General features: G+C 65.8%; 24 protein-coding genes. 14 read left to right on the forward strand and 10 right to left on the reverse strand.

Annotated elements, in window-relative coordinates; translation table 11 throughout:
• Window positions 1-108: 108 nt before the first annotated feature.
• Genes hslV through hslU form a run of 3 tightly spaced genes read left to right on the forward strand, consistent with a single transcriptional unit; the run spans window position 109 to window position 3012 of the window.
• Window positions 109-666 carry an ATP-dependent protease subunit HslV gene (gene hslV, locus MUB46_RS10050; RefSeq protein ID WP_261615767.1) on the forward strand — a complete coding sequence of 186 codons (558 nt, stop codon included), beginning with the start codon at window positions 109-111 and terminating at the stop codon, window positions 664-666.
• Entirely contained in the window at window positions 653-1705 is a 1053-nt protein-coding gene (locus MUB46_RS10055; protein ID WP_261615768.1) for a hypothetical protein, read from the forward strand. The genes hslV and MUB46_RS10055 overlap by 14 nt, the downstream gene beginning before the upstream one ends.
• Window positions 1702-3012 carry an ATP-dependent protease ATPase subunit HslU gene (gene hslU / locus MUB46_RS10060; protein WP_261615769.1) on the forward strand — a complete coding sequence of 437 codons (1311 nt, stop codon included), beginning with the start codon at window positions 1702-1704 and terminating at the stop codon, window positions 3010-3012. The genes MUB46_RS10055 and hslU overlap by 4 nt, the downstream gene beginning before the upstream one ends.
• A 74-nt stretch (window positions 3013-3086) precedes the next feature.
• On the opposite strand, the gene MUB46_RS10065 is transcribed toward hslU, so the two are convergent.
• Genes MUB46_RS10065 through MUB46_RS10080 form a run of 4 tightly spaced genes read right to left on the reverse strand, consistent with a single transcriptional unit; the run spans window position 3087 to window position 5967 of the window.
• Window positions 3087-3455, reverse strand: coding sequence for a helix-turn-helix domain-containing protein (locus MUB46_RS10065; RefSeq protein ID WP_261615770.1), 369 nt, complete (start codon window positions 3453-3455; stop codon window positions 3087-3089).
• A complete protein-coding gene (locus MUB46_RS10070) occupies window positions 3452-4057 on the reverse strand; it encodes a Smr/MutS family protein (RefSeq protein WP_261615771.1) in 606 nt (201 codons plus the stop codon). Before MUB46_RS10070 ends, MUB46_RS10065 begins: the two co-directional genes overlap by 4 nt.
• Window positions 4058-4067: 10 nt before the next feature.
• Entirely contained in the window at window positions 4068-5285 is a 1218-nt protein-coding gene (mltA, locus tag MUB46_RS10075) for a murein transglycosylase A (protein WP_261615772.1), read from the reverse strand.
• Window positions 5263-5967 (reverse strand): Tim44/TimA family putative adaptor protein, encoded by a 705-nt coding sequence (locus tag MUB46_RS10080; RefSeq protein WP_261615773.1) that lies wholly within the window; start codon window positions 5965-5967, stop codon window positions 5263-5265. The genes mltA and MUB46_RS10080 overlap by 23 nt, the downstream gene beginning before the upstream one ends.
• Window positions 5968-6114: 147 nt before the next feature.
• Here MUB46_RS10080 and MUB46_RS10085 point away from each other — a divergent pair, with 147 nt between their 5' ends.
• Together MUB46_RS10085 and secB are read left to right on the forward strand one after the other, a co-directional pair.
• Entirely contained in the window at window positions 6115-6708 is a 594-nt protein-coding gene (locus MUB46_RS10085) for an FxsA family protein (RefSeq protein WP_261615774.1), read from the forward strand.
• 183 nt (window positions 6709-6891) lie between these two features.
• Entirely contained in the window at window positions 6892-7401 is a 510-nt protein-coding gene (secB, locus tag MUB46_RS10090; RefSeq protein ID WP_261615775.1) for a protein-export chaperone SecB, read from the forward strand.
• Window positions 7402-7473: 72 nt separating this feature from the next.
• On the opposite strand, the gene dnaQ is transcribed toward secB, so the two are convergent.
• The 5 genes from dnaQ to MUB46_RS10115 form a co-directional block, all read right to left on the reverse strand.
• Window positions 7474-8172: a DNA polymerase III subunit epsilon gene (gene dnaQ, locus MUB46_RS10095; protein ID WP_261615776.1), complete on the reverse strand. Its 699-nt coding sequence runs from the start codon at window positions 8170-8172 to the stop codon at window positions 7474-7476.
• A 78-nt stretch (window positions 8173-8250) separates the two neighbouring features.
• Complete coding sequence (gene coaE, locus MUB46_RS10100; protein WP_261615777.1) at window positions 8251-8868, reverse strand: dephospho-CoA kinase; 618 nt, start codon at window positions 8866-8868, stop codon at window positions 8251-8253.
• Window positions 8868-9707, reverse strand: a complete 840-nt coding sequence (locus MUB46_RS10105; protein WP_261615778.1) for a shikimate dehydrogenase — start codon at window positions 9705-9707, stop codon at window positions 8868-8870. The genes coaE and MUB46_RS10105 overlap by 1 nt, the downstream gene beginning before the upstream one ends.
• On the reverse strand, window positions 9704-10333 hold the full coding sequence (locus MUB46_RS10110; RefSeq protein WP_261615779.1) for a Maf family protein: 630 nt from the start codon (window positions 10331-10333) through the stop codon (window positions 9704-9706). The genes MUB46_RS10105 and MUB46_RS10110 overlap by 4 nt, the downstream gene beginning before the upstream one ends.
• A complete protein-coding gene (locus MUB46_RS10115) occupies window positions 10323-11153 on the reverse strand; it encodes a pyruvate, water dikinase regulatory protein (RefSeq protein WP_261615780.1) in 831 nt (276 codons plus the stop codon). The genes MUB46_RS10110 and MUB46_RS10115 overlap by 11 nt, the downstream gene beginning before the upstream one ends.
• 434 nt (window positions 11154-11587) lie before the next feature.
• Between MUB46_RS10115 and hemE the strand changes: the two genes are divergently transcribed.
• The 4 genes from hemE to MUB46_RS10135 all read left to right on the forward strand — a co-directional run bounded on the left by hemE (window position 11588) and on the right by MUB46_RS10135 (window position 15156).
• Window positions 11588-12559, forward strand: coding sequence for a uroporphyrinogen decarboxylase (gene hemE / locus MUB46_RS10120; protein WP_425256250.1), 972 nt, complete (start codon window positions 11588-11590; stop codon window positions 12557-12559).
• A complete protein-coding gene (hemJ, locus tag MUB46_RS10125) occupies window positions 12556-13080 on the forward strand; it encodes a protoporphyrinogen oxidase HemJ (protein WP_425256242.1) in 525 nt (174 codons plus the stop codon). The genes hemE and hemJ overlap by 4 nt, the downstream gene beginning before the upstream one ends.
• A gap of 209 nt (window positions 13081-13289) precedes the next feature.
• Window positions 13290-14555: a transcription termination factor Rho gene (gene rho / locus MUB46_RS10130; RefSeq protein ID WP_261615782.1), complete on the forward strand. Its 1266-nt coding sequence runs from the start codon at window positions 13290-13292 to the stop codon at window positions 14553-14555.
• A 241-nt stretch (window positions 14556-14796) separates the two neighbouring features.
• Window positions 14797-15156, forward strand: a complete 360-nt coding sequence (locus MUB46_RS10135; protein WP_261615783.1) for a hypothetical protein — start codon at window positions 14797-14799, stop codon at window positions 15154-15156.
• A 16-nt stretch (window positions 15157-15172) separates the two neighbouring features.
• Here MUB46_RS10135 and MUB46_RS10140 read toward each other — a convergent pair whose 3' ends face one another.
• Complete coding sequence (locus tag MUB46_RS10140) at window positions 15173-17182, reverse strand: thioredoxin domain-containing protein (RefSeq protein ID WP_261615784.1); 2010 nt, start codon at window positions 17180-17182, stop codon at window positions 15173-15175.
• Window positions 17183-17250: 68 nt separating this feature from the next.
• Between MUB46_RS10140 and mnmE the strand changes: the two genes are divergently transcribed.
• The 5 genes from mnmE (at window position 17251) to MUB46_RS10165 (ending at window position 23091) form a co-directional block, all read left to right on the forward strand.
• Window positions 17251-18585 carry a tRNA uridine-5-carboxymethylaminomethyl(34) synthesis GTPase MnmE gene (gene mnmE / locus MUB46_RS10145; RefSeq protein WP_261615785.1) on the forward strand — a complete coding sequence of 445 codons (1335 nt, stop codon included), beginning with the start codon at window positions 17251-17253 and terminating at the stop codon, window positions 18583-18585.
• A gap of 158 nt (window positions 18586-18743) precedes the next feature.
• Window positions 18744-20618: a tRNA uridine-5-carboxymethylaminomethyl(34) synthesis enzyme MnmG gene (gene mnmG, locus MUB46_RS10150; protein ID WP_261615786.1), complete on the forward strand. Its 1875-nt coding sequence runs from the start codon at window positions 18744-18746 to the stop codon at window positions 20616-20618.
• Window positions 20611-21282: a 16S rRNA (guanine(527)-N(7))-methyltransferase RsmG gene (gene rsmG, locus MUB46_RS10155; RefSeq protein WP_261615787.1), complete on the forward strand. Its 672-nt coding sequence runs from the start codon at window positions 20611-20613 to the stop codon at window positions 21280-21282. The genes mnmG and rsmG overlap by 8 nt, the downstream gene beginning before the upstream one ends.
• 32 nt (window positions 21283-21314) lie before the next feature.
• On the forward strand, window positions 21315-22127 hold the full coding sequence (locus tag MUB46_RS10160) for a ParA family protein (RefSeq protein WP_261615788.1): 813 nt from the start codon (window positions 21315-21317) through the stop codon (window positions 22125-22127).
• A 76-nt stretch (window positions 22128-22203) separates the two neighbouring features.
• Window positions 22204-23091 (forward strand): ParB/RepB/Spo0J family partition protein, encoded by an 888-nt coding sequence (locus MUB46_RS10165; protein WP_261616053.1) that lies wholly within the window; start codon window positions 22204-22206, stop codon window positions 23089-23091.
• The last annotated feature ends 65 nt before the right edge of the window (window positions 23092-23156 follow it).

Genomic DNA, 23156 nt, shown 5'->3' on the forward strand with positions numbered 1-23156 from the left:
GGCGCAGATGAAAGCGCCGGAACCAAAACGTTGAATCGGACCCGCAACGGCATACATGAGGCCCCGGGTGCCCGGCCGATCGATTCGGCTGCGATATAGGACAAGTGCATGAGCTCCAATTCCGACAACCAGTGGCACGCGACGACGATCCTGACCGTGCGCAAGGGCGGAAAAGTGGTCGTCGCCGGCGACGGACAGGTGTCGATCGGCGACACGGTGATGAAGCACACCGCCCGCAAGGTGCGCCCGCTCGGCGACGGCTCGGTGATCAGCGGCTTCGCCGGCGCCACCGCCGACGCGTTCACCCTGTTCGAACGGCTGGAGAAGAAGCTCGAGCAGTATCCGAACCAGCTGATGCGCGCCTCGGTGGAACTGGCCAAGGACTGGCGCACGGACCGTTATCTCAGGCATCTGCAGGCGATGATGATCGTCGCCGACTCGAGCGTCAGCCTGGTCGTCACCGGCAACGGCGATGTGCTGGAGCCGGAAAACGGCCTCGCGGCCATCGGCTCGGGTGGCAACTACGCGCTCGCGGCCGCCCGCGCGCTCGCCGACACCGACATGAGCGCGGAAGAGATCGCCCGCAAGGCGATGGCGATCGCCGCCGATATCTGCGTCTACACCAACGACAAGGTCGTCGTGGAAACGCTCGATGCCACTGCGTGACGATATCACGGCCGCCACGGCCGAAGGGATCATCGACCCGGACCGCGCGGAAAGACTGATCGCGTTTCTCGAAGCACGCAGGCGCGGCGAAGCCGACAGGGCGGCCGATCGCGAGGAGGTGCGCTTCGCACGCGGCTTCCACGACGTGTTCCTGACGATCGGCATCGTCATGCTGTTCATCGGCCTCGGCACCATGATCGTGCCGGTCGCGGGGCTGCTGCCGACCGCTTTCCTGGCGACCATCCTGTCGTGGGCTCTGGCCGAGTTCTTCGCGCGCAGGCGGCGGCTCGTGCTCCCGTCCATGGCGCTTGCGATCATCTTCGTCGTTCATGCCGGCGTGGTCGGGATGGCGATCTTCGGTCTAACCGTGATCAGCGTGGATGTGCTGTTCGAGCGTTCATTCGCGCTTCTGTTCGGCGCCCTGGTGGCGCTCGTCTCCGGCGGCGCCTTCTTCCTGCGCTTCCGCCTGCCGTTCACCCTCGCGGTAACCGCGGCGGCGGCCGTCGTCGCCTTCTTCAGCGCCGTGCACCTGGCCGCGCCGGGTGTCTTCGACACGGACGGTCCGCTGCTTCTCCTGATCGCCGGGCTTGCCGTCTTCGGTGTGGCGATGGCGTTCGATCTTTCCGATCCGCAGCGACGCACGCTGCGCAGCGACAATGCCTTCTGGCTGCATCTTCTCGCCGCGCCGCTGATCCTGCGCGGCGTGTTCCATTTCGTCCTCGCCGGTGGCGATCTCGACGCCGGTTCCGCCCTGATCATCGTCGGCACGGTCGTGCTCTTCGGCCTGCTCGCCGTCGTGATCGACCGGCGGGCCCTGCTGGTCGCCGGCCTCGTCTATCTCGGCTATTCGCTGTCGGAGCTCATCCGCGCGGCCGATCTCGGCGGGTCCAGCTCCGCCGCGCTCACCCTTACGCTGATCGGCGGAATGGTCATCCTGCTCGCCGTGGGCTGGCAACAGACGCGCTCGGCCCTTATCTCAGCGCTGCCGCTACCGGCCAACCTCGTTTCTCGTCTCCCCGTCATTCCGGAGCGCCCATGACCGATTTCTCCCCCCGCGAGATCGTTTCCGAGCTCGACCGCTACATCGTCGGCCAGAAGGATGCCAAGCGCGCCGTCGCGATCGCCCTGCGCAACCGCTGGCGGCGCCAGCAGCTCGAAGAGGGCCTGCGCGAAGAGGTTCTACCGAAGAACATCCTGATGATCGGCCCGACCGGCGTCGGCAAGACGGAGATCTCGCGCCGGCTCGCCAAGCTCGCCAATGCGCCGTTCATCAAGGTCGAGGCGACCAAGTTCACCGAGGTCGGCTATGTCGGCCGCGACGTGGAGCAGATCATCCGCGACCTGGTCGAGGCCGCGGTCGGCCTGGTGCGGGCCCGCCGGCGCAAGGAAGTGCAGGCGAAGGCGCATCTGGCCGCCGAGGAACGCGTGCTCGACGCGCTGGTCGGCCCAGGGGCCGGCCCGTCGACGCGGGAGGCCTTCCGCACCAAGCTGCGCGACGGCGAACTCGACGACAAGGAGATCGAGGTCGAGGTGCGCCAGAGCTCCATGTCCATGCCGCAGATGGACATTCCCGGCATGCCCGGCGCGTCGGTCGGCATGATCAATCTCGGCGACATGCTGGGCAAGGCCTTCGGCGGCCAGACCAAATCGCGCAAGGTGAACGTGAAGGATTCCTACGAACTGCTGATCGCCGAGGAATCCGACAAGCTGCTCGACGACGACCAGATCGTCCAGGAGGCGATCCACATTACCGAGAACAACGGCATCGTCTTCCTCGACGAGATCGACAAGATCACCGGCCGCTCCGAGCGCGTCGGCGGCGCCGACGTCTCCCGCGAGGGCGTGCAGCGCGACCTGCTGCCGCTGATCGAGGGCACGACCGTGTCGACCAAGCACGGGCCGGTGAAGACCGACCACGTGCTGTTCATCGCCTCGGGCGCGTTCCATGTGGCCAAGCCGTCGGACCTGTTGCCGGAGCTGCAGGGCCGCCTGCCGATCCGCGTCGAGCTGCGCGCGCTGACCGAAGAGGATTTCCGCCGGATCCTGACCGAGACCGAGGCGAGCCTGATCAAGCAGTATATCGCGCTGATGGGCACCGAAGGCGTCGATCTCGACATCACCGACGACGCCATCGCCGAAATCGCCAGGATCGCGGTGGAGGTGAACGGGTCGGTGGAGAATATCGGCGCGCGGCGTCTGCAGACCGTAATGGAACGGGTGCTCGACGAGATCAGCTTCGAGGCCCCCGGCAAGTCCGGGCAGACCGTGACGGTGGACGCGAAATATGTGCGCAAGCACATCGGCGACCTCGCCAAGAACGCCGATCTCAGCCGCTACGTGCTGTAGCGCGCCTGCAATTCCCCGGGCGTCCTGTCCGCGAGATGTCCGCAAGACCAGGACCGACGCCCGGGCGCGCGCGCCTACCGCTTGTCGCCGGTCGCGTGTTTCAGCCGCTGCACCAGGTCGGCGGCGTCCTCGCGGCTGAGCTTGCCGATGTCGCGGGCGATCCGGTTGGCGAGCTCCGTCGCCTCCGGCGCGAGCCCCGAGGTATCGACGGTAATGCGCGGATGCGACAGCTCGGCGAGGCGCGTGAGCTCCTCGGCTTCGTCCCAGATCACGTTGAAATAGGCGATGACGCCCTGGACCAGATACCAGGACGGGCGGCCGCGCTTGCCGTGCTCCAGGGCCGAGAGATAGGCCGACGAGACGCCGAGTGCGCCGGCCATCTGAGACAGGGTTATGCCGCGCGCCTTGCGCATCGCGCGCAGTCTTGCCCCGAACGGCGTCATCGCTCGCCCGCGCCCGGCTTGTCGGCGCGGCGCAGCTGCACGTAGAGCGCGCCGTCGCCGCCCTTGCGCGCATGCGCCCGCTCGTACCCGACCACCATCGCCCGGAACGGCGGCGTCGCCAGCCATTCGGGCACCGAGCGGCGCAATACCCCGCGCGTGCCCTCCTCCCACCATTCGGCCGCGCCCTCGCTCTTGCCCTTGCCGGTCACCACCAGCACCAGCCGGTGGCCGCGGGCGCGCGCGGTCTGCAGGAAGGACAGGAGACGCGCGTGTGCCTCGCGCTGGTTGAGGCCGTGCAGATCGATCTTGGCGTCGACGGATCGCGATCCCCTGGCGATGCGGCGGGTGAGCTTTCTGTCGATTGGAGAGAGCGTTGGAACCGGCGGTGGCGGCGGTGGTTTCGCGACGGCGGGGGCGCGGGATCGCGGCGCCGGCGAGACTGCCTTCGCCGGTGCGGTGGGTTCGGTCCCCGGCTCATCGGGTGGGACAACGGTACTTTTGCCGGACTTGACGGTCTTGCGGAGCGGACTGACGGTTTCGGTGACGCTGCGCCACAACGCCCGGTCCTCCGCGTTCAGGTCCCTCGTTTTCCGCGACGCCATCGATCCGGCCTCACGGCTTCGGCACGAAGACGAAGAAACTCCCGTCGGCCTTGATGCCGCCGGCCATCGAGCCTGCCTCACGGCCGGTGCCCCAGAACAGGTCGGCGCGCGCGGGGCCCTTGATCGCCGAGCCGGTATCCTGGGCGATCATCAGGCGGCGGAACGGTTCGCGGGCGCGGTCCTTGCCGATTGGCAGCTCGGCGTCGACGAAGACCGGGGTGCCGTAGCGATGATAGGCGGTGTCGACGGCGATCGACCGCCCCGCGGTCAGGGGCACGCCCTCGCCGCCGATCGGCCCGAGGTCCGGGGCGAGGCCGGCGATCTCGCGGAAGAAGATATAGGAGCGGTTTTCCTGCAGCAGAGACGGCGTGATGTCCGGATTGGCACGGAAGTAGGCGCGCATCGCATCCATCGAGAAGCCGCCGTCCGGCACGATGCCCTTGGCCTGCATCGCCTTGCCGACCGACGAATAGGGATGGCCGTTCTTGCCGGCGAAGCCGACGCGCATCAGCGCGCCGTCGGGCAGCGCGATGCGGGTCGAGCCCTGGATGTGGATATAGAAGGCCTCGACGGAATCCTCGACATAGACGAGCGGCTTCACCGCGCCGTCGAGGGCGCCGCCGTCGATCTCGGCGCGGGTATAGAAGGGCTCGAAGCCGCGTTCGGTCCTGCGGCCCCAGGTCAGGGTCTCGTCCCAGCCTTCGGGACGAGTCTTGCCGGTGACCGGCTCGAGACCGGCGGGCAGCGGATAGAGCGGTGTCGCGAAACGTCCGGTCTTTACGCGCGAGCCGGGAACGACGGGCTCGTAATAAGCGGTATAGACCGCCGCGCCGTCCTTCGGCTCGACGCGGTAGGGGCGGAAGTTCCCGACGAAGAAGGCGCGAACGGCGTCGGCGTCCGGGTCGGACAGCGCCTCCGCCTTGAGACAGACATCGGCGAGCCGGCTTTCGTCGCGGCCATGGCCGCAGGAGCGCAGGAACGCCGCGAAGGCCTCGGACGGATCGTCGGCGGAAAAGCCGGGCAGATCCTCGAAGCCTACGGCCACCAGACGGTGACCGGCCTTGACGGCGGGATGGTCGGCGATCGACCGGTCGCGGCCGGGCAGCGCGAACACGAGCGCCACCACGGCCGCGAGCGCGACAGCGCCGGCCACGCAGGCCAGCTCGCGGCGCCAGCGCGGACGCGCGGTGAAGCGGGCGATCAGCTCAGTCGGCAGACTCGGTGGCAACGAGCTTCCAGTTCGGATCGCGCGATCCGAGGTCCCGGGCGAAGGTCCAGATGTCCGTCACCTCGGTGACCGCGTTGGGATCGCCCTGGATCACCGCGCCGTCCTTGTCGCGTGTGGCGGTGATGAGCTGCGAGACGAACCGCACGGTGACGTGGGCCGTGCGCCCGCGCAGCTGCGCCTCGGTGATGTCGGCCTTGTCGATCGAGACGAAGTTCGACATCGCGGTCTCGCCGCGGCTCTCGCGATCGGCGATGGCGCCGACGAAGCCGTCATAGACCTCCCGGGACAGAAGGTTCTTCAGCATCTTGCGGTCGCCATCGGCGAAGCCGGTGACGATCATCTCGTAGGCCATCCTGGCGCCGTCGACGAATCCTTTCGGATCGAAGGCCGGATCGGTCTGCCTGATCGCGGACAGGCCCTGGGCGAGATCGGAGCCGCGCGGGGCGATATCGCCGAAATCGTCGTTGGCGGCGTTCGCGCGCGGCGCACCCGATTCGGCGCGCGGCGGCAGGTTGACGACCTTGTCGGATGCAGCCGACCCGCTTTCCTTCGGTGCCGAGAAAGGATCATACGGCTGGCGCTCGTTGCCGGTGCGCCGGCCGAGCACGCTCCGCAGCCGCAGGAAAATCACCACGGCGAGGACCAGGAAGAGGATCGTGTAGATATCGAATATGCCGTTCATCAGCACCCGTTTACCGGGATTTGCCCGGTGCGCCAAGAAAGAAGGCGGGATTGGCCAGTGCTTACTATGTAAGGATTGATCCGGCGCGGTCCAGTGCATCGCGCCCGGATCGACCGTAAAACACCAACGGGGTTAAAACGACAGACGATGGGTTTGGTTCTCTTCGCCCTGTTTCTGGGCATTCCGATCGCCGAAATCGCGCTGTTCGTCGTCATCGGCGAGCAAATCGGCGTGCTGGCCACCATCGCGATCGTGATCCTGACCGCGATCGCGGGCGCCTGGCTGGTCCGCCGGCAGGGGCTGGAAACGCTCGCCAAGGCGCGTGCCGACATCGACCGCAACGTCTTGCCGACGGACGCGATGAGCGAGGGCCTGGCGATTCTCGTCGCCGGCGCGCTGCTGCTGACGCCCGGCTTCCTGACCGATGCGATCGGCTTCACGCTGCTGGTCCCGCCGGCCCGGCGCGTGATCGTCTCGGCAATCGCCGGCTGGCTCGCCGGCCGCGTCACCGTCGTCGAGATGGGCGGCGGGGGACCGGGTGGGCGGCCGGGCGGACACCCCCGCGGCCGACACGGACGGCGGGACGACGTCATCGATGTCGAGGCCTACGAGATAGAGATCGACACCGACGGGGCCGAAGACTCCGGGCCGGGCGATGCCGGAACTGGCGATACCAAGTCCGGCGACTCGTCTGGCGGCACGTCCTCGCGCGGCGGGCCGTCGCCATGGCGCAATCCGTGAGGGTGCGCCGAGCGGTGTCGGTTCCGCGCCGCTTGCCCGCCTCGGGGGTGACGTGTTAGCCAGCGGCCCGACACGCTAAAGAGCCACCGGGAGAGCCCGCAAGACTGCGAAGACCGGCTCGACATCCTTTAGCGCCCCTTGAAACCGATCTGTGGATCAACGCAAGCTCCGGAGCGACATTCCATGACCAATGAACCCACCAATGGCGGCGGCGCGGCCGGAAGCGAGGGCGGTGCGGCCGCGACTGGCCAGCAGGCCGGCCCGAGCATCGAGGTGCTTGCCCAGTACATCAAGGACCTGTCTTTCGAGAACCCGCGCGCACCGGCCTCGATGACCGAGCAGCGCACCGGCCAGCCGCCGATCAACTTCAACATCCAGGTCAACGCCAATCCGGCCGGCGACGACCAGATCGAGGTCGAACTCAAGCTGGAAGCGCGCGCGGGTGACGAGACGACCGTGATCTTCGCGCTGGAACTCGTTTATTGCGGCCTGTTCCGGGTCCGCAACATCCCGCAGGAACATTTCCAGCCGTTCGTCATGATCGAGTGCCCGCGCCTGTTGTTCCCGTTCGCGCGGCAGATCGTCGCCGACACGATCGGCGCCGGCGGATTCCCGCCGGTCATGCTCGGCCTCATCGACTTCGCCGCACTCTACCAGCAGCGCATGGCGCAGCAGCCGGCGGCTCAGGCCTGAGATCCCGGCCAGCCTCGCGCTTATCCGGAACTCCGATGGCCGGTCCCCAGGGGCCGGCTAATCCGGGACCGGCTATTCCTCTGGAAGGGTGCGGTATTTGCGCCAGATGGAGTCGGGTCCGAGTTTGGCGATAAAGGCGGCGTGAGCCGCCTTTTCCGTTTCGCTGATCAGCGGGGCCAGCGGAACCGGGCGGGCTGCGCGCGTTTCGTCGGCGCCGCCGCCCGAGCCGGAGACGGTCTCGACCAGGGAAAGCGCGGCCTGCCGGCCACCGATCAACTCGATATAGACTTCGGCGAGCAATTCGGCGTCGAGCAGTGCGCCGTGCTTGTCGCGGCGCGAATTGTCGATGCCGTAGCGACCGCACAGGGCGTCGAGATTGTTCGGACCGCCGGGATGGCGGCGGCGGGCCAGCATCAGCGTGTCGACCGCCTGGGTATAGGGGATCGGCGCGCGACCGAGCGTCTCGAGCTCGTGGTTGAGGAAGCCCATGTCGAACGAGGCGTTGTGGATGATGAGCTTCGAATCGGCGACGAACTCGACGAACTGGTCGGCGATGTCGGCGAAGACGGGATAGTTGGCCAGGAACTCGATCGACAGCCCATGCACGGCGAAGGCCTCGGCGGGCATGTCGCGTTCGGGATTTATGTAAAGGTGCAGGTTCCGGCCCGTCGGGATGTGATTGAGCAGCTCGACGCCGCCGATCTCCACCACCCGGTCGCCGCCGGCCGGATTCAGTCCGGTGGTCTCGGTGTCGAGCACAATCTCGCGCATCGGCGCGCCGATCCTCCCCTCTGGCTCCCGGACCGCGCCGCCCGGCAGGTCCCTGGACTGGTCATGCCGGGTCCGGGCTCAGCCCCAGCGTCTTCGTGCATAGGCCGCGCCCGGTGAGGCGGCAAGGGCCCGCATGATATCGTCCACCTGTTTCTCCGCGAAGCCGAAGCCGCGGCTGGTGTCGACGACGAAGTGGGCGCGCCTGCGTTTTTCGGCGTCGGGCATCTGCCGGGCGAGGATCTTCTCGAACTTCTCCGCGCTCATGCCGCCGCGCTTCAGCACGCGTTCGCGCTGCACCGCGGCGGGAGCGGAGGCGAGAACCACCGCGTCGACACGCGCATCGCCGCCGACCTCGAGCAAAAGCGGCACCTCGGCGACGGCGAAGCGACGGCCTCCGGCGAACGCCGCGTCGAGAAAGGCCGTTTCCCGCGCCTGCACCAGCGGATGGACGATCTTCTCCAGCCGTTTGATCGCCTGATCGTCGCCGAGCACCAGTTTCGACAGCCGGTCGCGGTCGACCCTGCCGTCCACGATCGCATCGGGGAAGACGTCGCCGATCGGACCGACGGCCTCGTTCGCATAGAGGCGATGGACCTCCGCATCCGCATCGTGCACCGGCGCGCCGCGGGCGGCGAACATGCGCCCGGTCGCCGACTTGCCCATGCCGATCGATCCGGTCAGGCCGATTATGAACATCAGGTCCCCTCGATATCCTTGACGAGAACGGCGCGCAGGTCGGAAGTCACATCCGGGCGCACGCCGAACCATTTCTCGAAGCCCGGCACCGCCTGATAGAGCAGCATGCCGAGACCGTCGACGGCGTTCAGATCGCGCGCGCGCGCCGCTTTCAGGAGATTGGTCTCGAGCGGCACGTAGACGATGTCGTTGACGATGGCCTCGGCGGCGAGCGGTGCGAGATCGATCTCGAGCGGCGGATTGCCCTGCATGCCGAGCGACGTCGTGTTGACGAGGAGGCGCGCATCCTCGAGCACCGTATCGATCTCGTCCCAGCCGCGGGCGATCACCGCCGGGCCGAAAGCGTCGGCCAGGGCCGCGGCCCGATCGAGGGAGCGGTTGACGACATCGATGCGGCCGACACCGCGGGTCAGCAGTCCGTGGACGATGCCGCGCGCCGCACCGCCGGCGCCAAGCACCACGGCGCGGTCGAGGCCCGCGTCCCATCGCGGCGCGCCGGCATCGAGATTGGCGAGGAAGCCGTAGACGTCGGTATTGGCGCCGACGAGGTCTCCGTCCTGGTACCAGACCGTGTTCACCGCACCGAGGCGCGCCGCGGTCTCGTCACGCCGGGCGACGAGACGGGCGGCCGCTTCCTTGTGCGGCAGCGTGACGTTGCAGCCGACATAACCGTGCGCGGAAAGATCGGACAGGAAGGCCTCGAAATCCTCCGGCTCGATTTCCTCGATGACGTAGTCGCCGGCGATGCCGTAGCGCCGAAGCCAATGACGGTGGATAAGCGGCGAGCGTGAATGCCTGGCCGGCCAGCCGATGACGCAGGCCTTTGGTATATCGTTCATTTTTCGACGACGCCGAGCTTTCTCAATTCAGCCAGAACGGGCAGGAGGGGCAGGCCGAGGATGGTGGCGTGATCGCCGTCGATGTGCTCGAAGAGCTGCAGGCCGAGACCCTCGACCCGGTAGGAGCCGACACTGTCGAGCATGTCTTCACCGGCGGCGACCGAATAGCGGCCGAGGAACTGCGGGGTGAAGTCGCGCATGGTCAGCGCCGCGGTCTCGAGCGTCGACCACAGCTGCTCGCCATCGCGCACGATCGCGACGGCGGCATGAAGCAGATGGGTCTTGCCGCGCAGACGCAGGAGGTTCGAACGGGCCTGTTCGATGCTCTCGGGCTTGACGAAGAGTTCGCCGTCGAGCTCGAGCGTCTGGTCGGCGCCGATGACGATGGCACCGGGACGGTTGGCGCTTACGGCATCGGCCTTGGCGGCGGCCAGGACCGAGGCGACATCGGCGGGCGGCAGATCCTCCTCGGTGTCCTGAACTATCGCGTCGATCATCGCGCGCTCGTCGAGACCCGACGGAACGGCCTCGACGTCGAGGCCAACGGCCTCGAGCAGGCTGCGGCGGGTACGGCTGGCGGATGCCAGAACCACCGGTTTCAGGGCAAGCGGACGGTCATGCGTCATTGGCGTGCTCCTTATAGTGGGCGAGGATCGCCGCGGCCGTTTCCTCGATGGAACGGCGGGTCACATCGATCAGCGGCCAGCCCTGGCGGGCGCAGAGCTTGCGGGTAAAGGCGATCTCGGCTGCCACGCTCGACTTGTCCACATAGGCGGTGTTGTCGTCGGCGTTCAGCGACAACAGGCGATTCTGGCGGATCTGGACGATACGCTCGGGGCTGGCGATCAGGCCGACGATCAGCGGCTTCGTCACCTCGTCGAGCTGCGGTGGCAGGGGGATGCCGGGCACCACGGGGATATTGGCTGTCTTTATGCCGCGGTTGGCGAGATAGATGCTGGTCGGTGTTTTCGACGTGCGCGAGATGCCGACGAGGACGACGTCCGCCTCGTTCAGATCCTCCGGCATCTGCCCGTCGTCGTGCAGCAGCGTGTAGTTCAATGCGTCGATGCGGCGGAAATATTCCGTGTTGAGTACGTGCTGTCCGCCGATACGCGGCGTCGACTCGGTGCCGAGATAGGAGCGGAACACGCCGAGCACCGGTGCGAGCACCGATACGCAGGGCGTGCCGATCTCCTTACAGCGCTTTTCCAGCCGCTCGCTGAGCTCGGCCCCGATCAGCGTATAGAGGACGATGCCCGGCGCGTCCTCGATGTCGGTAATGACGCGCTCGAGCTGCTTTTGCGAACGCACCAGCGGATAGACGTGTTCGATCGCGCGCACCGAAGCGTATTGCGCGGCCACCGCGCGCGCCACCGCGATCAGCGTCTCGCCCGTCGCATCGGAGACCAGGTGCAGGTGAACGTAGCTATGAATGCGATCCGGCATCGGCTTGTTGAGACCTGTGGAGAACCTGGTCGTTATCCCACGCTCTGGGGCGCGGTCGGGAATCCTATCCGCTGACTTAGCGTTTGACCCGCTCGGTCATCAACAGGTTCTTCCGTTCGAGGAGGGGATCGGGGATGTCCGGTTGATTTCGTTAATAATGGGTAAACATGCTGAGCCGGTTTTCGGACCGAGCCGGTGGGGCCTTGAAATTATTAATGAAATCTTAACGGGCCGGGCCGCGACGAAATGCGGCTTGTCAGATCATTCTGGGACCGGTGTTGTGGACAGAGTTTAATCCCGCTAGTTGGCTCTCTAAGAATCGGAATCGAAGGAATCCTCTCTCTTTGACTCTATTGAAAGAAGACCATCGGCCTGTTGATCGTCGCGTGGCGAAGGTTCTGGCAGGCGAGCGATACGACGTGCCGCCCGTCTGGATGATGCGGCAGGCAGGACGGTATCTGCCGGAGTACCGGGACGTGCGGGCGCGCTATCCCAGTTTCCTGGACCTGTGCTACACGCCGGAGGCTGCGACCGAGGTGACGCTGCAGCCGATACGGCGGTTCGGGTTCGATGCGGCGATCCTGTTCTCCGACATCTTGGTCGTGCCGGATGCACTCGGACAGCCGGTGCGGTTCGAGCAGGGCGAAGGGCCCAGGCTCGCGCCGCTATCGGGAGGCGCGGCGATCGCGGCGCTGACGCCGGAGAGGATCGCCAGCCATCTTGCCCCGGTGTTCGAGACGGTGGAACGGGTGCGGGCGGGATTACCCGACGAGGTGACGCTGCTGGGCTTCTGCGGGGCGCCGTGGACGGTCGCCACGTATATGATCGCCGGTCAGGGCACGCCGGATCAGAGACCGGCGCGGATGATGGCCTATGGCGAGCCGGAGCTGTTCCAGCAGCTGATCGATATTCTGGTCGAGGCGTCGGCCGACTATCTGATCCGCCAGCTCAGGGCCGGCGCGGACGCCATCCAGATCTTCGATACCTGGGCGGGGGTGCTCGACGAAGACGGCTTCAGGCGCTGGGCGATCGAGCCGACGCGGCGGATCGTCGATGCGGTGCGGGCCGAGATCCCGGGGACGCGGGTAATCGGTTTCCCGCGCGGGGCCGGCGCGCGTGCCAAGGCCTATGTCGAGGGTACGGGGATCGACGCCATCGGTCTCGACTGGACGATGCCGCTGGCGTTCGCCCGCGACAGCCTGCAGCCGGTGACGGCGGTTCAGGGCAATGTCGATCCGCTGGCGCTTCTGTCCGGCGGCAGGGCGCTGGACGAAAGCGTCGACCGGATCCTGGAAACGCTGTCGGCGGGGCGGCTGATCTTCAACCTGGGCCACGGGATTCTGCCGGAGACGCCGATAGCCCACGTCGAATCGATGCTGAAGCGGGTGCGGAAGGGGACGGGGTGAGCGACAGTCCGCGCCGCACGCTTGTTCTGAGGGCCGTCGTCGGCGTCGCCGTCGCGGCGGCGCTGTTCGGCGGACTGGCGCTCTGGCAGCCGTCGGGGCTGTATCTGTGGCTGAAGGCGTTTCACCTGATCGCGGTGATCTCGTGGATGGCCGGCATGCTCTATCTGCCGCGGCTGTTCGTCTATCATTGCGAGGCGGCGCCGGGATCGGCGCAGTCCGAGACGTTCAAGGTGATGGAGCGCAGGCTTCTGCGGTTCATCATCAACCCGGCCATGGTTGTGACCTGGGCGCTCGGATTGTGGCTTGCCTGGGACGGGGGCTGGTGGACGTCCGGCTGGTTCCATGCCAAGTTCGCGCTGGTAATAGCGCTTTCGGCGGTGCACGGCATGTTTTCGGGCTACGTTCGTGCCTTCGCCGAGGACCGGAACCGGCATTCGGCACGATTCTTCCGGATCATGAACGAGGTGCCGACCGTATTGATGGTCATCATCGTCATTCTCGTGATCGTGAAGCCGTTCTGAGCGAAACCGAAGCGGAATACTTGTGGCGTCTTGTGACGCGGTATATATAATCGCCCGACTCACCTAATCGAGCGTAGGACATCGATCCGCCCGTCTCGGGTGCGAGTTCCAGCCTCGTTAATCTCCACAAAAACGATGGACCCGATCTTTTCGCCGGTCCACACCCCCCGAACCACTCAGGCGTATACCGCCACAGGAGTTTACCGCCGATGCGGGAAATGAAGCTTCAGGAGCTCAAGGCGAAGTCGCCTCCGGAGCTGCTCGCCTTTGCCGAAAGCCTGGAAGTCGAAAACGCGAGCGGCCTGCGCAAGCAGGAGCTGATGTTCGCGATCCTCAAGCAGCTCGCGGCCCAGGACGTCGAAATCGTCGGCGAAGGCGTCGTTGAGGTGCTGCAGGACGGATTCGGCTTCCTGCGCTCGCCCGACGCGAACTATCTGCCGGGTCCGGACGACATCTATGTGAGCCCGAGCCAGATCCGCCGGTTCAGCCTGCGCACCGGCGATACGGTGGAAGGCATGATCCGCAGCCCCAAGGAGGGCGAACGGTATTTCGCGCTGCTCAAGGTCAACACGATCAATTTCGAGGACCCGGAGAAGGCGCGCCACAAGATCAATTTCGACAACCTGACGCCGCTTTACCCTGAAGAACGCTTCAACATGGAGCTCGAGGTTCCGACGGGAAAGGACATGTCGGCGCGGGTGATCGACCTGGTCGCGCCGCTCGGCAAGGGCCAGCGCGGCCTGATCGTCGCGCCGCCGCGGACCGGCAAGACGGTTCTGCTTCAGAACATCGCCCATTCGATCACGACCAATCATCCCGAGTGCTATCTGATCGTTCTTCTGATCGACGAGCGGCCGGAAGAAGTGACCGACATGCAGCGGTCGGTGAAGGGCGAGGTGATTTCCTCGACCTTCGACGAGCCGGCGGCGCGCCACGTTCAGGTGGCGGAAATGGTGATCGAGAAGGCCAAGCGCCTGGTGGAGCACGGTCGCGACGTCGTGATCCTGCTGGATTCGATCACGCGCCTCGGCCGCGCCTACAACACCGTGGTGCCGTCCTCGGGCAAGGTTTTGACCGGTGGTGTCGACGCCAATGCCCTGCAGCGGCCGAAGCGGTTCTTCGGCGCGGCGCGCAACATCGAGGAGGGCGGCTCGCTGACGATCATCGCGACCGCGCTGATCGATACGGGCAGCCGCATGGACGAAGTGATCTTCGAAGAGTTCAAGGGTACGGGCAATTCGGAAATCATCCTCGACCGCAAGGTGGCCGACAAGCGCGTGTTCCCGTCCATGGACATCACCCGGTCGGGCACCCGCAAGGAAGAGCTTCTGGTCCCGCCGGACAAGCTCAAGAAGATGTACGTGCTGCGCCGCATTCTCAATCCGATGGGGACGGTGGACGCCATCGAGTTCCTGCTCGACAAGCTCAGGCAGACGAAGAGCAACGACGAGTTCTTCGATTCGATGAACACCTGAACACCGGTTTGCTTACGGTGAGATATGGAGGCCGGGCCCCGCGGGGTCCGGCCTTTTCGTTTGAGCGGCCGATCGGTGATGCGGGCGGTGTCGTTTGGCCGGAGTTACTTAAGGGAATGTTTGGTAATTGTTTAGGTTTCCCCGTAGCAATGGATCTAGATGGGAGAACCTGTATGTCTTTCGGGGGGAGGGCGTTTCGGCGCCCGCAGGACTTTTCTGCCTTGTAATGGCGGTGGCTGCGATGATGATTTCCAGTTCGCCTGCGTCCGCCAAAAGGGTGTCCTTTTCGGTTCCCATCAGCAGCACCGCCATGTTCGGTGCCGTGGAATACGAGGCGGGTGGATACACGCGCGTCCGCGTCGGTGAAATGGGCGGCTACGACGGCGATCCGACATTCCTGCGTCCGCGCGGCGGGCCGTTTGTAAGTGTGGCGCATCCTTGGGTTGGCGTTCGCAAGGTGTTCATTCTCGGTTCGGATGGGATCCTGAGCGATCGGAAGCCCGGCGACATGATTGGGCTGGAAATGGAGCGGTATAACTCCGACGCTGCCGATACCTGCGGCAACGTGCTCCTCTCGGGATTACGATTAAGTACAAGGTGAAGAAGAAGTAGCGCGCTCAGGCCGGATTGAGCGCGTCCTTCAACCGATTCGGATCCGTTACGGGGAGCGAGCAGGTGTCGCCGCGGCAGACATAGGCGGTGGCGGATCCGTCGACCTGGGATTTCCCCAGCGCGGGATGGCCGGCGGGCAGATCGTCGCCTGGTGACAGCGTTATCAGGCTTCGATTCGGGTCCGGAACGCTATTGACGGCGGAAACGAGCGCTTTCATGGCCGGATCGCCGGCATCCCCGATGACCACGATCTGGACGCCGGCGGTCCGCAGAGCGAGGGCGGACAGCAGGCTCGCGTGGCCGACGGGATTTTGCGCCGCATCGGAAGCAAAGGCGGCGAGAAGTCGGTCGGCGCGGGCGAGGAAGGGACCTTCGCCGGTGATGTGATACAGACGGACGAGGACGGTGGCGGCGATGCCGTTTGGATTTGCGGTGGCCTCATCGACGCCGGACCGCATCCGGATGGTCACGTCGGCGGCATCGGAGGCGGCGAGGCGGTAGGTGCCGTCGTCGCCCACGTGCCAGGTCTCGAGGCAGTCCGCAAGCGAGATGGCATCATCGAGATAGGGACGATCGCCGGTGGCGTCGAACAGGGCGAGGGCGGCGGAGGCCATCGCGGCGTAGTCGGAGGATAATCCCGGCCATGTCATTTTGCCGTCGCGATAGGCATGGGCGATACGGCCGTCGCGCGTCATCGAGTCGGTGACGAAACGATAGGCGGTCTCGGCGAGAGCGATCCAATCCGGGCGCTCGAATGTCCGTCCGGCATAGGCGAGGGCGGCGATCATCATGCCGTTCCAGTCGGCGAGGATCTTGTCGTCGCGGCCGGGATGAACGCGCGGTTCGCGGGCCTCAAACAGGATTGTCCGGGCTTCGGCCAGATGGGTTTCGTCGGCTTCGGATAGGGGGAACGGATCGTCGAGGCGATTGAGGATGGTCCGGCCTTCGAAATTGCCCACTTCGGTAACGTCGTAGGCCTTGGCGAACAGGGCGGCTTTATCGCCGAGGAGGCCGTCTATCTCGGCCTTGTCCCAGACGTAGAAGCGGCCTTCCTCGCCTTCCGAATCCGCGTCGAGGCTGGCGGCAAAGGCGCCGCCCTCCGCAATCATCTCTCGTGTCAGCCAGTCAACGGTTTCCTCGATTCGGGTGCGGAACAGCGGATTTCCGGTCCTGAGCCAGGCCGTGGTCATCAGCTCGATGAGCTGGGCGTTGTCGTAGAGCATCTTCTCGAAATGCGGCACCAGCCAGCGCTCGTCGACTGCGTAGCGGGCGAAGCCGCCGCCGAGATGATCGTAGATGCCGCCGCGGGCGATCCTCGAAAGGGTGTGCTCGACGGTTTTGAAGAACCGCGTCTGTCCGGTCATCAGGCCGGCGCGCCAGACGAGATCGAGGATAGGGGCCTGCGGGAATTTCGGCGCGCCGTTGAGGCCGCCGTTCACGGGGTCGAAGATCTCGATCAGCTTGCCGGCGATCGCCGGGACGATGTCCGGCGACAGCTGGCCGGGTTCGCCTGCGGGCGGCGTCAGGCGGGCGGTGATGGCGGCGCGGTTCTGCTCGATCTTGTCCGGTTCCTCGCGGAAGATCCGGGCGATGTGCTTGAGGACGTCGACGAAGCCGGGCCGGCCGTAGCGGGCGGTCTTGGGGAAGTAGGTTCCGCCCCAGAACGGGTCGCCGTCCGGGGTCAGAAACATGGTCAGAGGCCAGCCGCCCTGCTCGCCCAACTGGTGTAGCGCTGCCATATAAAGCTGGTCGATATCGGGGCGTTCCTCGCGGTCGACCTTGATGTTGACGAACAGATCGTTCATCCAGCGGGCGGTTTCGGGATCCTCGAAGCTTTCGTGGGCCATGACATGGCACCAGTGGCAGGCGGCGTAGCCGATCGACAGAAGGATGGGCTTGCCTGAAGACCTGGCTTCGGCGAGGGCCTCGGCTCCCCAGGGGTGCCAGTGCACCGGATTGTCAGCGTGCTGGAGGAGATAGGGGCTGGTTTCGTGGCTGAGGCGGTTTTCGGTCATGCCGGTTCTGCGGTTTCCATGAAGGTATCTAAGGCGGTGGTGGAGAAGTGACAGGGCGGTGTGATCGGGTGGAGACCGACACGATCTTCGCGGTCTCGAGCGGCGCGGGCAAGGCCGGTGTCGCGGTGGTGCGGGTGTCGGGTCCGGCGTCGGCTCGGTCGGTTGAAAGTCTGGCCGGGTCGGTTCCGGCTGCGCGCATGGCGTCGTTGCGGTCGATTCGGGGGCGGAACGGCGAGGCGATCGACAAGGGGCTCGTGCTGTGGATGCCGGGTCCGGCGAGTTTCACCGGCGAGGATTGCGTCGAGTTCCATGTCCATGGCGGCCGGGCGGTCGTGGCGGGATTGATCGAGGCGCTGTCCGGGCTCGACGGTCTGCGCGTGGCCGAGGCGGGTGAGTTCGCCAGGCGGGCGTTCGGCAACGGCAAGCTCGATCTGACCGAGGTCGAGGGTCTTGCCGATCTGATCGACGCGGAGACCGAGGCGCAACGGCGCCAGGCCCTGCGCCAGCTCGAGGGCCGGGCCGGGCGGGTGTACGACACCTGGCGGGAGCGGCTGATAGGCATCCTGGCGTTGTGCGAAGCGGGCATCGATTTCGCCGACGAGGACGATGTGCCGGCAGGGGTGAGCCAGCAGGTTGGGCCGGAGATCGCGGAGCTCACCGCGGAGATGGGGCGGGAACTCGCCGATGGCGGGCGAGGCGAGATGATTCGCGACGGCCTTACCGTGGTCATCGCCGGTGAACCGAATGTCGGAAAGTCGAGCCTGATCAACGCTTTGGCGCGCCGCGACGTGGCGATCGTCTCGGAGGTGCCGGGGACGACGCGCGATGCGATCGCGGTGCGGCTCGATCTCGCCGGGGTTCCGGTAACGGTGGTGGATACGGCGGGAATTCGGGAAACGGCGGATGCGATCGAGACGGAAGGGGTACGGCGCGCGCGCGATCACGCGTCGCGGGCCGATCTGGTGTTGTGGCTGGTCGAGCGGGGCACGGATCCGATGGCGGGTCCGGGGCTTGATGGATCGGGGGGTGCGACGGCCTGGATCGTGGAGACCAAGGTTGACGTAAAGGGCGGAGACGCGGGGCGGCTGGCGGATAATCGGTTCGGTATCTCGGCGAAGACGGGCGCCGGCATTTCTGCCCTGATCGAGGCGTTGACGGATTGGATTCAGGATCGAGTCGGATCCGGAACGGAATCCGTGATCACGCGGGCGCGGCATCGCAGCGAAACGATGGCGGCGCTTGCCGCGTTGGAGCGGGCGGGGCGGCTCGACTATGTGGCGGACGGCGATCTGGTTGCCGAGGAGTTGCGGGCGGCGGCGAACGCGCTTGGGCGCATAACCGGCCGGATCGATGTGGAGGATGTGCTCGACGCGATCTTCGGGCAGTTCTGCATCGGCAAGTAAGAATAAGCGGTGATGCGAATTGGAATGTTTCACGTGAATCACGGTTAACGCCTCGGCAGACCGCAGCCGGGGATTCACGTGAAACAGGTTCGGCGCGCAATCGGACCTTGGCAGCGGCGGGGCAATCACTGTAATCAGCGCGTCTCGGGATGCGGACAATGACGCAGATAAAGATATACGACGTCGTGGTGATCGGCGGTGGCCATGCGGGGTGCGAGGCTGCGGCTGCGGCGGCACGCGCCGGCGCGACCGTGGCAATGATTACCCAGGACCCGGCCAAGATCGGCGAGATGTCCTGCAATCCGGCGATCGGCGGGGTCGGCAAGGGCCATCTCGTCCGCGAGATCGATGCGCTGGACGGGGTGATGGGCCGGGTCGCAGATCGCGCCGGCATCCAGTTCCGTCTCCTGAACCGGCGGAAAGGCCCTGCCGTGCGCGGACCCCGCGCGCAGGCAGACAGGAAACTGTATCGCGTGGCGATGCAGGCCGAGCTCGGGGGCATCGTTAATCTCGATATCATAAGCGGCGAGGTGGCCGATCTGATTGTCGAGTGGAATCGAGTCGGTGGCGTAACGACCGTGGATGGCCGGCATTACCGGTCCGGCGCCGTGGTGGTGACGACCGGAACCTTCCTGCGCGGTCTGATCCATCTGGGCGAGAAGACCTGGCCGGCGGGTCGGGTGGGGGACAAGCCGGCGGTAAAGCTGGCCGAGCGAATCGAGGCTTTCGGCTTCCGGCTCGGGCGGCTGAAGACGGGAACGCCGCCGCGGCTCGACGGGCGGACGATCGACTGGGCGGCTCTGCAGCGCCAGCCGGGCGATGCCGAGCCTGTCCCGTTTTCCTTCCTGACCAACAAGATCGAGACACCGCAGATCGACTGCCACATAACCCGGACGGTCGCGCGGACGCATGCGATCATAGAGGCTAATCTCGGCCGATCAGCGATGTATTCCGGGCGGATTGAAAGTCGGGGTCCGCGTTATTGTCCCTCGATAGAGGACAAGGTCGTCCGCTTCGCCGATCGCGACAGCCACCAGATCTTCCTGGAGCCGGAGGGCCTGGACGACGACACGGTCTACCCGAACGGGATATCGACGTCGCTTCCCGAGGATGTACAGACGGCGATCGTCGCATCCATGCCGGGTCTGGAGCGGGCGGTGATCCTGCGGCCTGGTTATGCGATCGAGTACGATTTTGTCGATCCGCGCGAACTCGAGCCGACGCTGCAGACGAAACGGGTGGCGGGTCTGTTCCTTGCCGGCCAGATAAACGGCACAACCGGATATGAAGAGGCGGCCGCGCAGGGGCTCGTGGCCGGGCTCAATGCGACTCGATTCGCATCCGGAACGGATGGGATCGTGATCGATCGGTCCGATGCCTATATCGGGGTCATGATCGACGACCTGGTCATGCGCGGGGTTAGTGAACCCTATCGCATGTTTACCTCGCGGGCTGAGTATCGGCTGACCCTGCGCGCGGACAATGCGGATCAGCGGTTGACCGCGCGGGGGATTTCGCTGGGCTGTGTCGGTACCGAGCGGGCGCTGGCCTTCGAAAGGAAGATGACGGCCCTGGACGAGGCCAAGGCGCTGGCGGGTTCGCTCAACCTGACTCCGCAGGAGGCGGCGCGCCGGGGACTGGCGCTCAACCATGACGGACAGCGTCGGTCCGCTCTGGATCTGCTGGCCTATACGGATATCGACCTGACCCGGCTGAAAGCGATCTGGCCGGAGCTCGGTGCGCTTCCGAAACAAATTGGCGAGCAACTCGAGATCGAGGCGCGCTACGCGGTCTATCTGGAGAGGCAGAAGGCGGATATCGACCGGTTCCGGCGCGACGAGACCTTGGAGATTCCCGCGGATATGGATTTCGCGGCGCTTGCCGGGTTGACGAACGAGATCCGGGAGAAACTGTCGACGGTCCGTCCGCATTCGGTCGGGCAGGCCGCCCGGATCGAGGGCATGACCCCGGCGGCGCTGCTCCTGCTTGCCGCGCATCTGCGCCGGCGCAGCGAAGGCCGCAAGAGTGCGTAGCGGGGACAAAGTCGATTCGGATGCGGATCGGGCTGCGGGCCTGGCCCTCGTGCGCGATCTCGTCGACGTTTCACGTGAAACAGAGACGAGACTGGATAACTACGTGGACGAGCTCAGAAAGTGGAGCAAAGCCAAAAACCTGGTCGGACCGGACACGCTTTCCCGCCTGTGGACAAGGCATATAGCGGACTGTGCACAGGCTGTGGCTTGTGCGCCTGAGGCCCGGCGCTGGGTCGATCTCGGCTCCGGCGCGGGTCTTCCGGGCATGGTCGTCGCCGTCGTCATGGCCGAGAAGCCAGGCGCTGAGGTGCATCTGGTCGAATCGCTTTCGGGCAAATGCGCCTTCTTGCGCGCGGCCGCCCGGCGCACCGCCGCACCGGCGACCGTGCACTGTGAACGCATAGAAACGTTCGTCGAGGCGTGGGACGAGCCGGTCGACGTGGTGACTGCAAGGGCGCTGGCGCCCTTGGAAAAGCTGTTGAAAATGGCCGCTCCGATGATCGCGCGCGGCGCGATCGCGGTTTTCCACAAGGGTCAAGATGTAGAGCGTGAATTGACCCAGGCCTCAACATGTTGGACATTCAGCTACAGACTCGTACCGAGCCGGACGCAAGCGGGCAGCGCCCTGGTCATCGTTGATGACTGTGTCCGCAAAAGCGCCTAAAGACCTGTAGATCGTTTCCGGAGGCCTGCCGCATGACACCGCGCGTCATCACCATCGCCAACCAGAAGGGCGGGGTCGGCAAGACGACCACGACCATCAATCTGGGGACCGCGCTTGCCGCCATCGGCGAGCGCGTTCTCGTCGTCGATCTCGATCCGCAGGGCAACGCCTCGACGGGCCTCGGCATCGACCGCAACATGCGAGACCGCTCCGTCTACGATGTGCTGTCCGGCGAGAGAAGCCTGGTCGACGCGATCATGGATACCGCGGTGCCGCGGCTGTCGGTGGTGCCATCGACGCTGGATCTGCTGGGCTTCGAGCAGGAAGTGATGGGCGCGCACGACCGCTCCTTCCGGCTGCGCAACGCGATCCGGCAACCGTTCGGGGCGAGGGCGCCCCACGACGACGACGATTTCGGCATCGATTACGTGTTGATCGATTGTCCGCCGTCGCTGAACCTCCTGACCATCAATGCGCTGAGCGCGGCCAACTCGGTGCTCGTGCCGCTGCAATGCGAGTTCTTCGCGCTGGAGGGCCTGAGCCAACTCCTGCAGACGGTCGAGCACGTCAAGACGGCCCTGAACCCGTCCCTGTCGATCCACGGCATCGTGCTGACTATGTTCGACCGCCGCAACAACCTGTCGGGACAGGTGGTCGACGACGTGCGGCGGCACATGGGCAAGAACGTCTACGACACGGTGATCCCGCGGAATGTGCGGGTGTCCGAGGCGCCGTCGTTCGGAAAGCCGGTGCTGCTCTATGATATGCACTGCGCCGGAAGCCAGGCGTATATTCGACTCGCATCCGAAATAATCCAGCGTGAACGCCGCCTACGGGCTGCTTGATCTCGACCCAACCGTGACTCGATTCGGATCCGCAACAATGACCATGGCGAAACCCGCAGCGACGACAGCGACGACGATGGCGAAAAAGGAAGACGGCGGCCAAGGCGCGCCCTCGCGGCTCGGGCGCGGCCTCGCCGCGCTGATCGGCGATGTCGATACCGAGAAATCCGCCCTGGACCGCGCCCGCGGCCAGCGGCGGGTCCCGATCGAGTTCTTGCGCCCCAATCCGCGCAACCCGCGCAAGCGCTTCGGCGACGAGGACCTGGCCGATCTCGCCGCGTCGATCCGCGAAAAGGGCATCGTTCAGCCGATTCTGGTGCGCGCCACGCCGGAAGATGCCGACCGGTTCGAGATCATCGCCGGCGAACGGCGCTGGCGCGCGGCCCAGCGCGCCGGCCTGCACGAGGTGCCGGTCGTCGTGCACAAGGTCGGCGACCGCGAGGCGCTCGAGATCGCGATCATCGAGAACGTCCAGCGCGCCGATCTCAATCCGCTCGAGGAGGCCGAGGGCTACCAGCGCCTCATCGACGAGTTCGCCTACACCCAGGCGGAGCTTGGCGACGTCATAGGAAAGAGTCGAAGTCACGTCGCTAACACGTTGAGATTGTTGAAACTTCCCAATCCTGTCCAGGACATGATCGCCGACGGAAGCCTGAGTGCCGGCCATGCCCGCACGCTCGTCACCCATGACGATCCCGAGAACCTGGCGCGGGAGATCATCGAAAGCGGCCTCAATGTGCGCGAGGCCGAGGCGCTGATGAAGCGGCCGGAGAAGACCGCGCACGAGTCCGCCGGGGCGCCCGACAAGGACGCCGACACCCGGGCGATCGAGAAGCGTCTGTCCGACGCGCTCGGCCTGGCCGTCGACCTGAGGCACAAGTCGTCTGGCGCCGGCGAGCTCCGGATCCGCTACAAGACGCTGGAACAGCTCGACGGCGTCATCGAGCGCCTCGTCGACAAGTAGGATTTGGGATTAGGGGGCCTATCGCCCCCTAAAATCTAGGAATCAGGGGCTAGCGCCCGCCTAAA

Source organism: Microbaculum marinisediminis, from assembly GCF_025397915.1.
GTDB classification, from domain to species: domain Bacteria; phylum Pseudomonadota; class Alphaproteobacteria; order Rhizobiales; family Tepidamorphaceae; genus Microbaculum; species Microbaculum marinisediminis.

Bases quoted from the DNA above. Each gene is read 5' to 3' on its own strand.
- hslV (WP_261615767.1), top strand. From the start codon at position 109: ATGAGCTCCAATTCCGACAACCAGTGGCACGCGACGACGATCCTGACC.
- MUB46_RS10055 (WP_261615768.1), top strand. From the start codon at position 653: ATGCCACTGCGTGACGATATCACGGCCGCCACGGCCGAAGGGATCATC.
- hslU (WP_261615769.1), top strand. From the start codon at position 1,702: ATGACCGATTTCTCCCCCCGCGAGATCGTTTCCGAGCTCGACCGCTAC.
- MUB46_RS10065 (WP_261615770.1), bottom strand. From the start codon at position 3,455: ATGACGCCGTTCGGGGCAAGACTGCGCGCGATGCGCAAGGCGCGCGGC.
- MUB46_RS10070 (WP_261615771.1), bottom strand. From the start codon at position 4,057: ATGGCGTCGCGGAAAACGAGGGACCTGAACGCGGAGGACCGGGCGTTG.
- MUB46_RS10080 (WP_261615773.1), bottom strand. From the start codon at position 5,967: ATGAACGGCATATTCGATATCTACACGATCCTCTTCCTGGTCCTCGCC.
- MUB46_RS10085 (WP_261615774.1), top strand. From the start codon at position 6,115: ATGGGTTTGGTTCTCTTCGCCCTGTTTCTGGGCATTCCGATCGCCGAA.
- secB (WP_261615775.1), top strand. From the start codon at position 6,892: ATGACCAATGAACCCACCAATGGCGGCGGCGCGGCCGGAAGCGAGGGC.
- dnaQ (WP_261615776.1), bottom strand. From the start codon at position 8,172: ATGCGCGAGATTGTGCTCGACACCGAGACCACCGGACTGAATCCGGCC.
- coaE (WP_261615777.1), bottom strand. From the start codon at position 8,868: ATGTTCATAATCGGCCTGACCGGATCGATCGGCATGGGCAAGTCGGCG.
- MUB46_RS10105 (WP_261615778.1), bottom strand. From the start codon at position 9,707: ATGAACGATATACCAAAGGCCTGCGTCATCGGCTGGCCGGCCAGGCAT.
- MUB46_RS10110 (WP_261615779.1), bottom strand. From the start codon at position 10,333: ATGACGCATGACCGTCCGCTTGCCCTGAAACCGGTGGTTCTGGCATCC.
- MUB46_RS10115 (WP_261615780.1), bottom strand. From the start codon at position 11,153: ATGCCGGATCGCATTCATAGCTACGTTCACCTGCACCTGGTCTCCGAT.
- hemE (WP_425256250.1), top strand. From the start codon at position 11,588: ATGATGCGGCAGGCAGGACGGTATCTGCCGGAGTACCGGGACGTGCGG.
- rho (WP_261615782.1), top strand. From the start codon at position 13,290: ATGCGGGAAATGAAGCTTCAGGAGCTCAAGGCGAAGTCGCCTCCGGAG.
- MUB46_RS10135 (WP_261615783.1), top strand. From the start codon at position 14,797: ATGATGATTTCCAGTTCGCCTGCGTCCGCCAAAAGGGTGTCCTTTTCG.
- MUB46_RS10140 (WP_261615784.1), bottom strand. From the start codon at position 17,182: ATGACCGAAAACCGCCTCAGCCACGAAACCAGCCCCTATCTCCTCCAG.
- mnmG (WP_261615786.1), top strand. From the start codon at position 18,744: ATGACGCAGATAAAGATATACGACGTCGTGGTGATCGGCGGTGGCCAT.
- MUB46_RS10160 (WP_261615788.1), top strand. From the start codon at position 21,315: ATGACACCGCGCGTCATCACCATCGCCAACCAGAAGGGCGGGGTCGGC.
- MUB46_RS10165 (WP_261616053.1), top strand. From the start codon at position 22,204: ATGGCGAAAAAGGAAGACGGCGGCCAAGGCGCGCCCTCGCGGCTCGGG.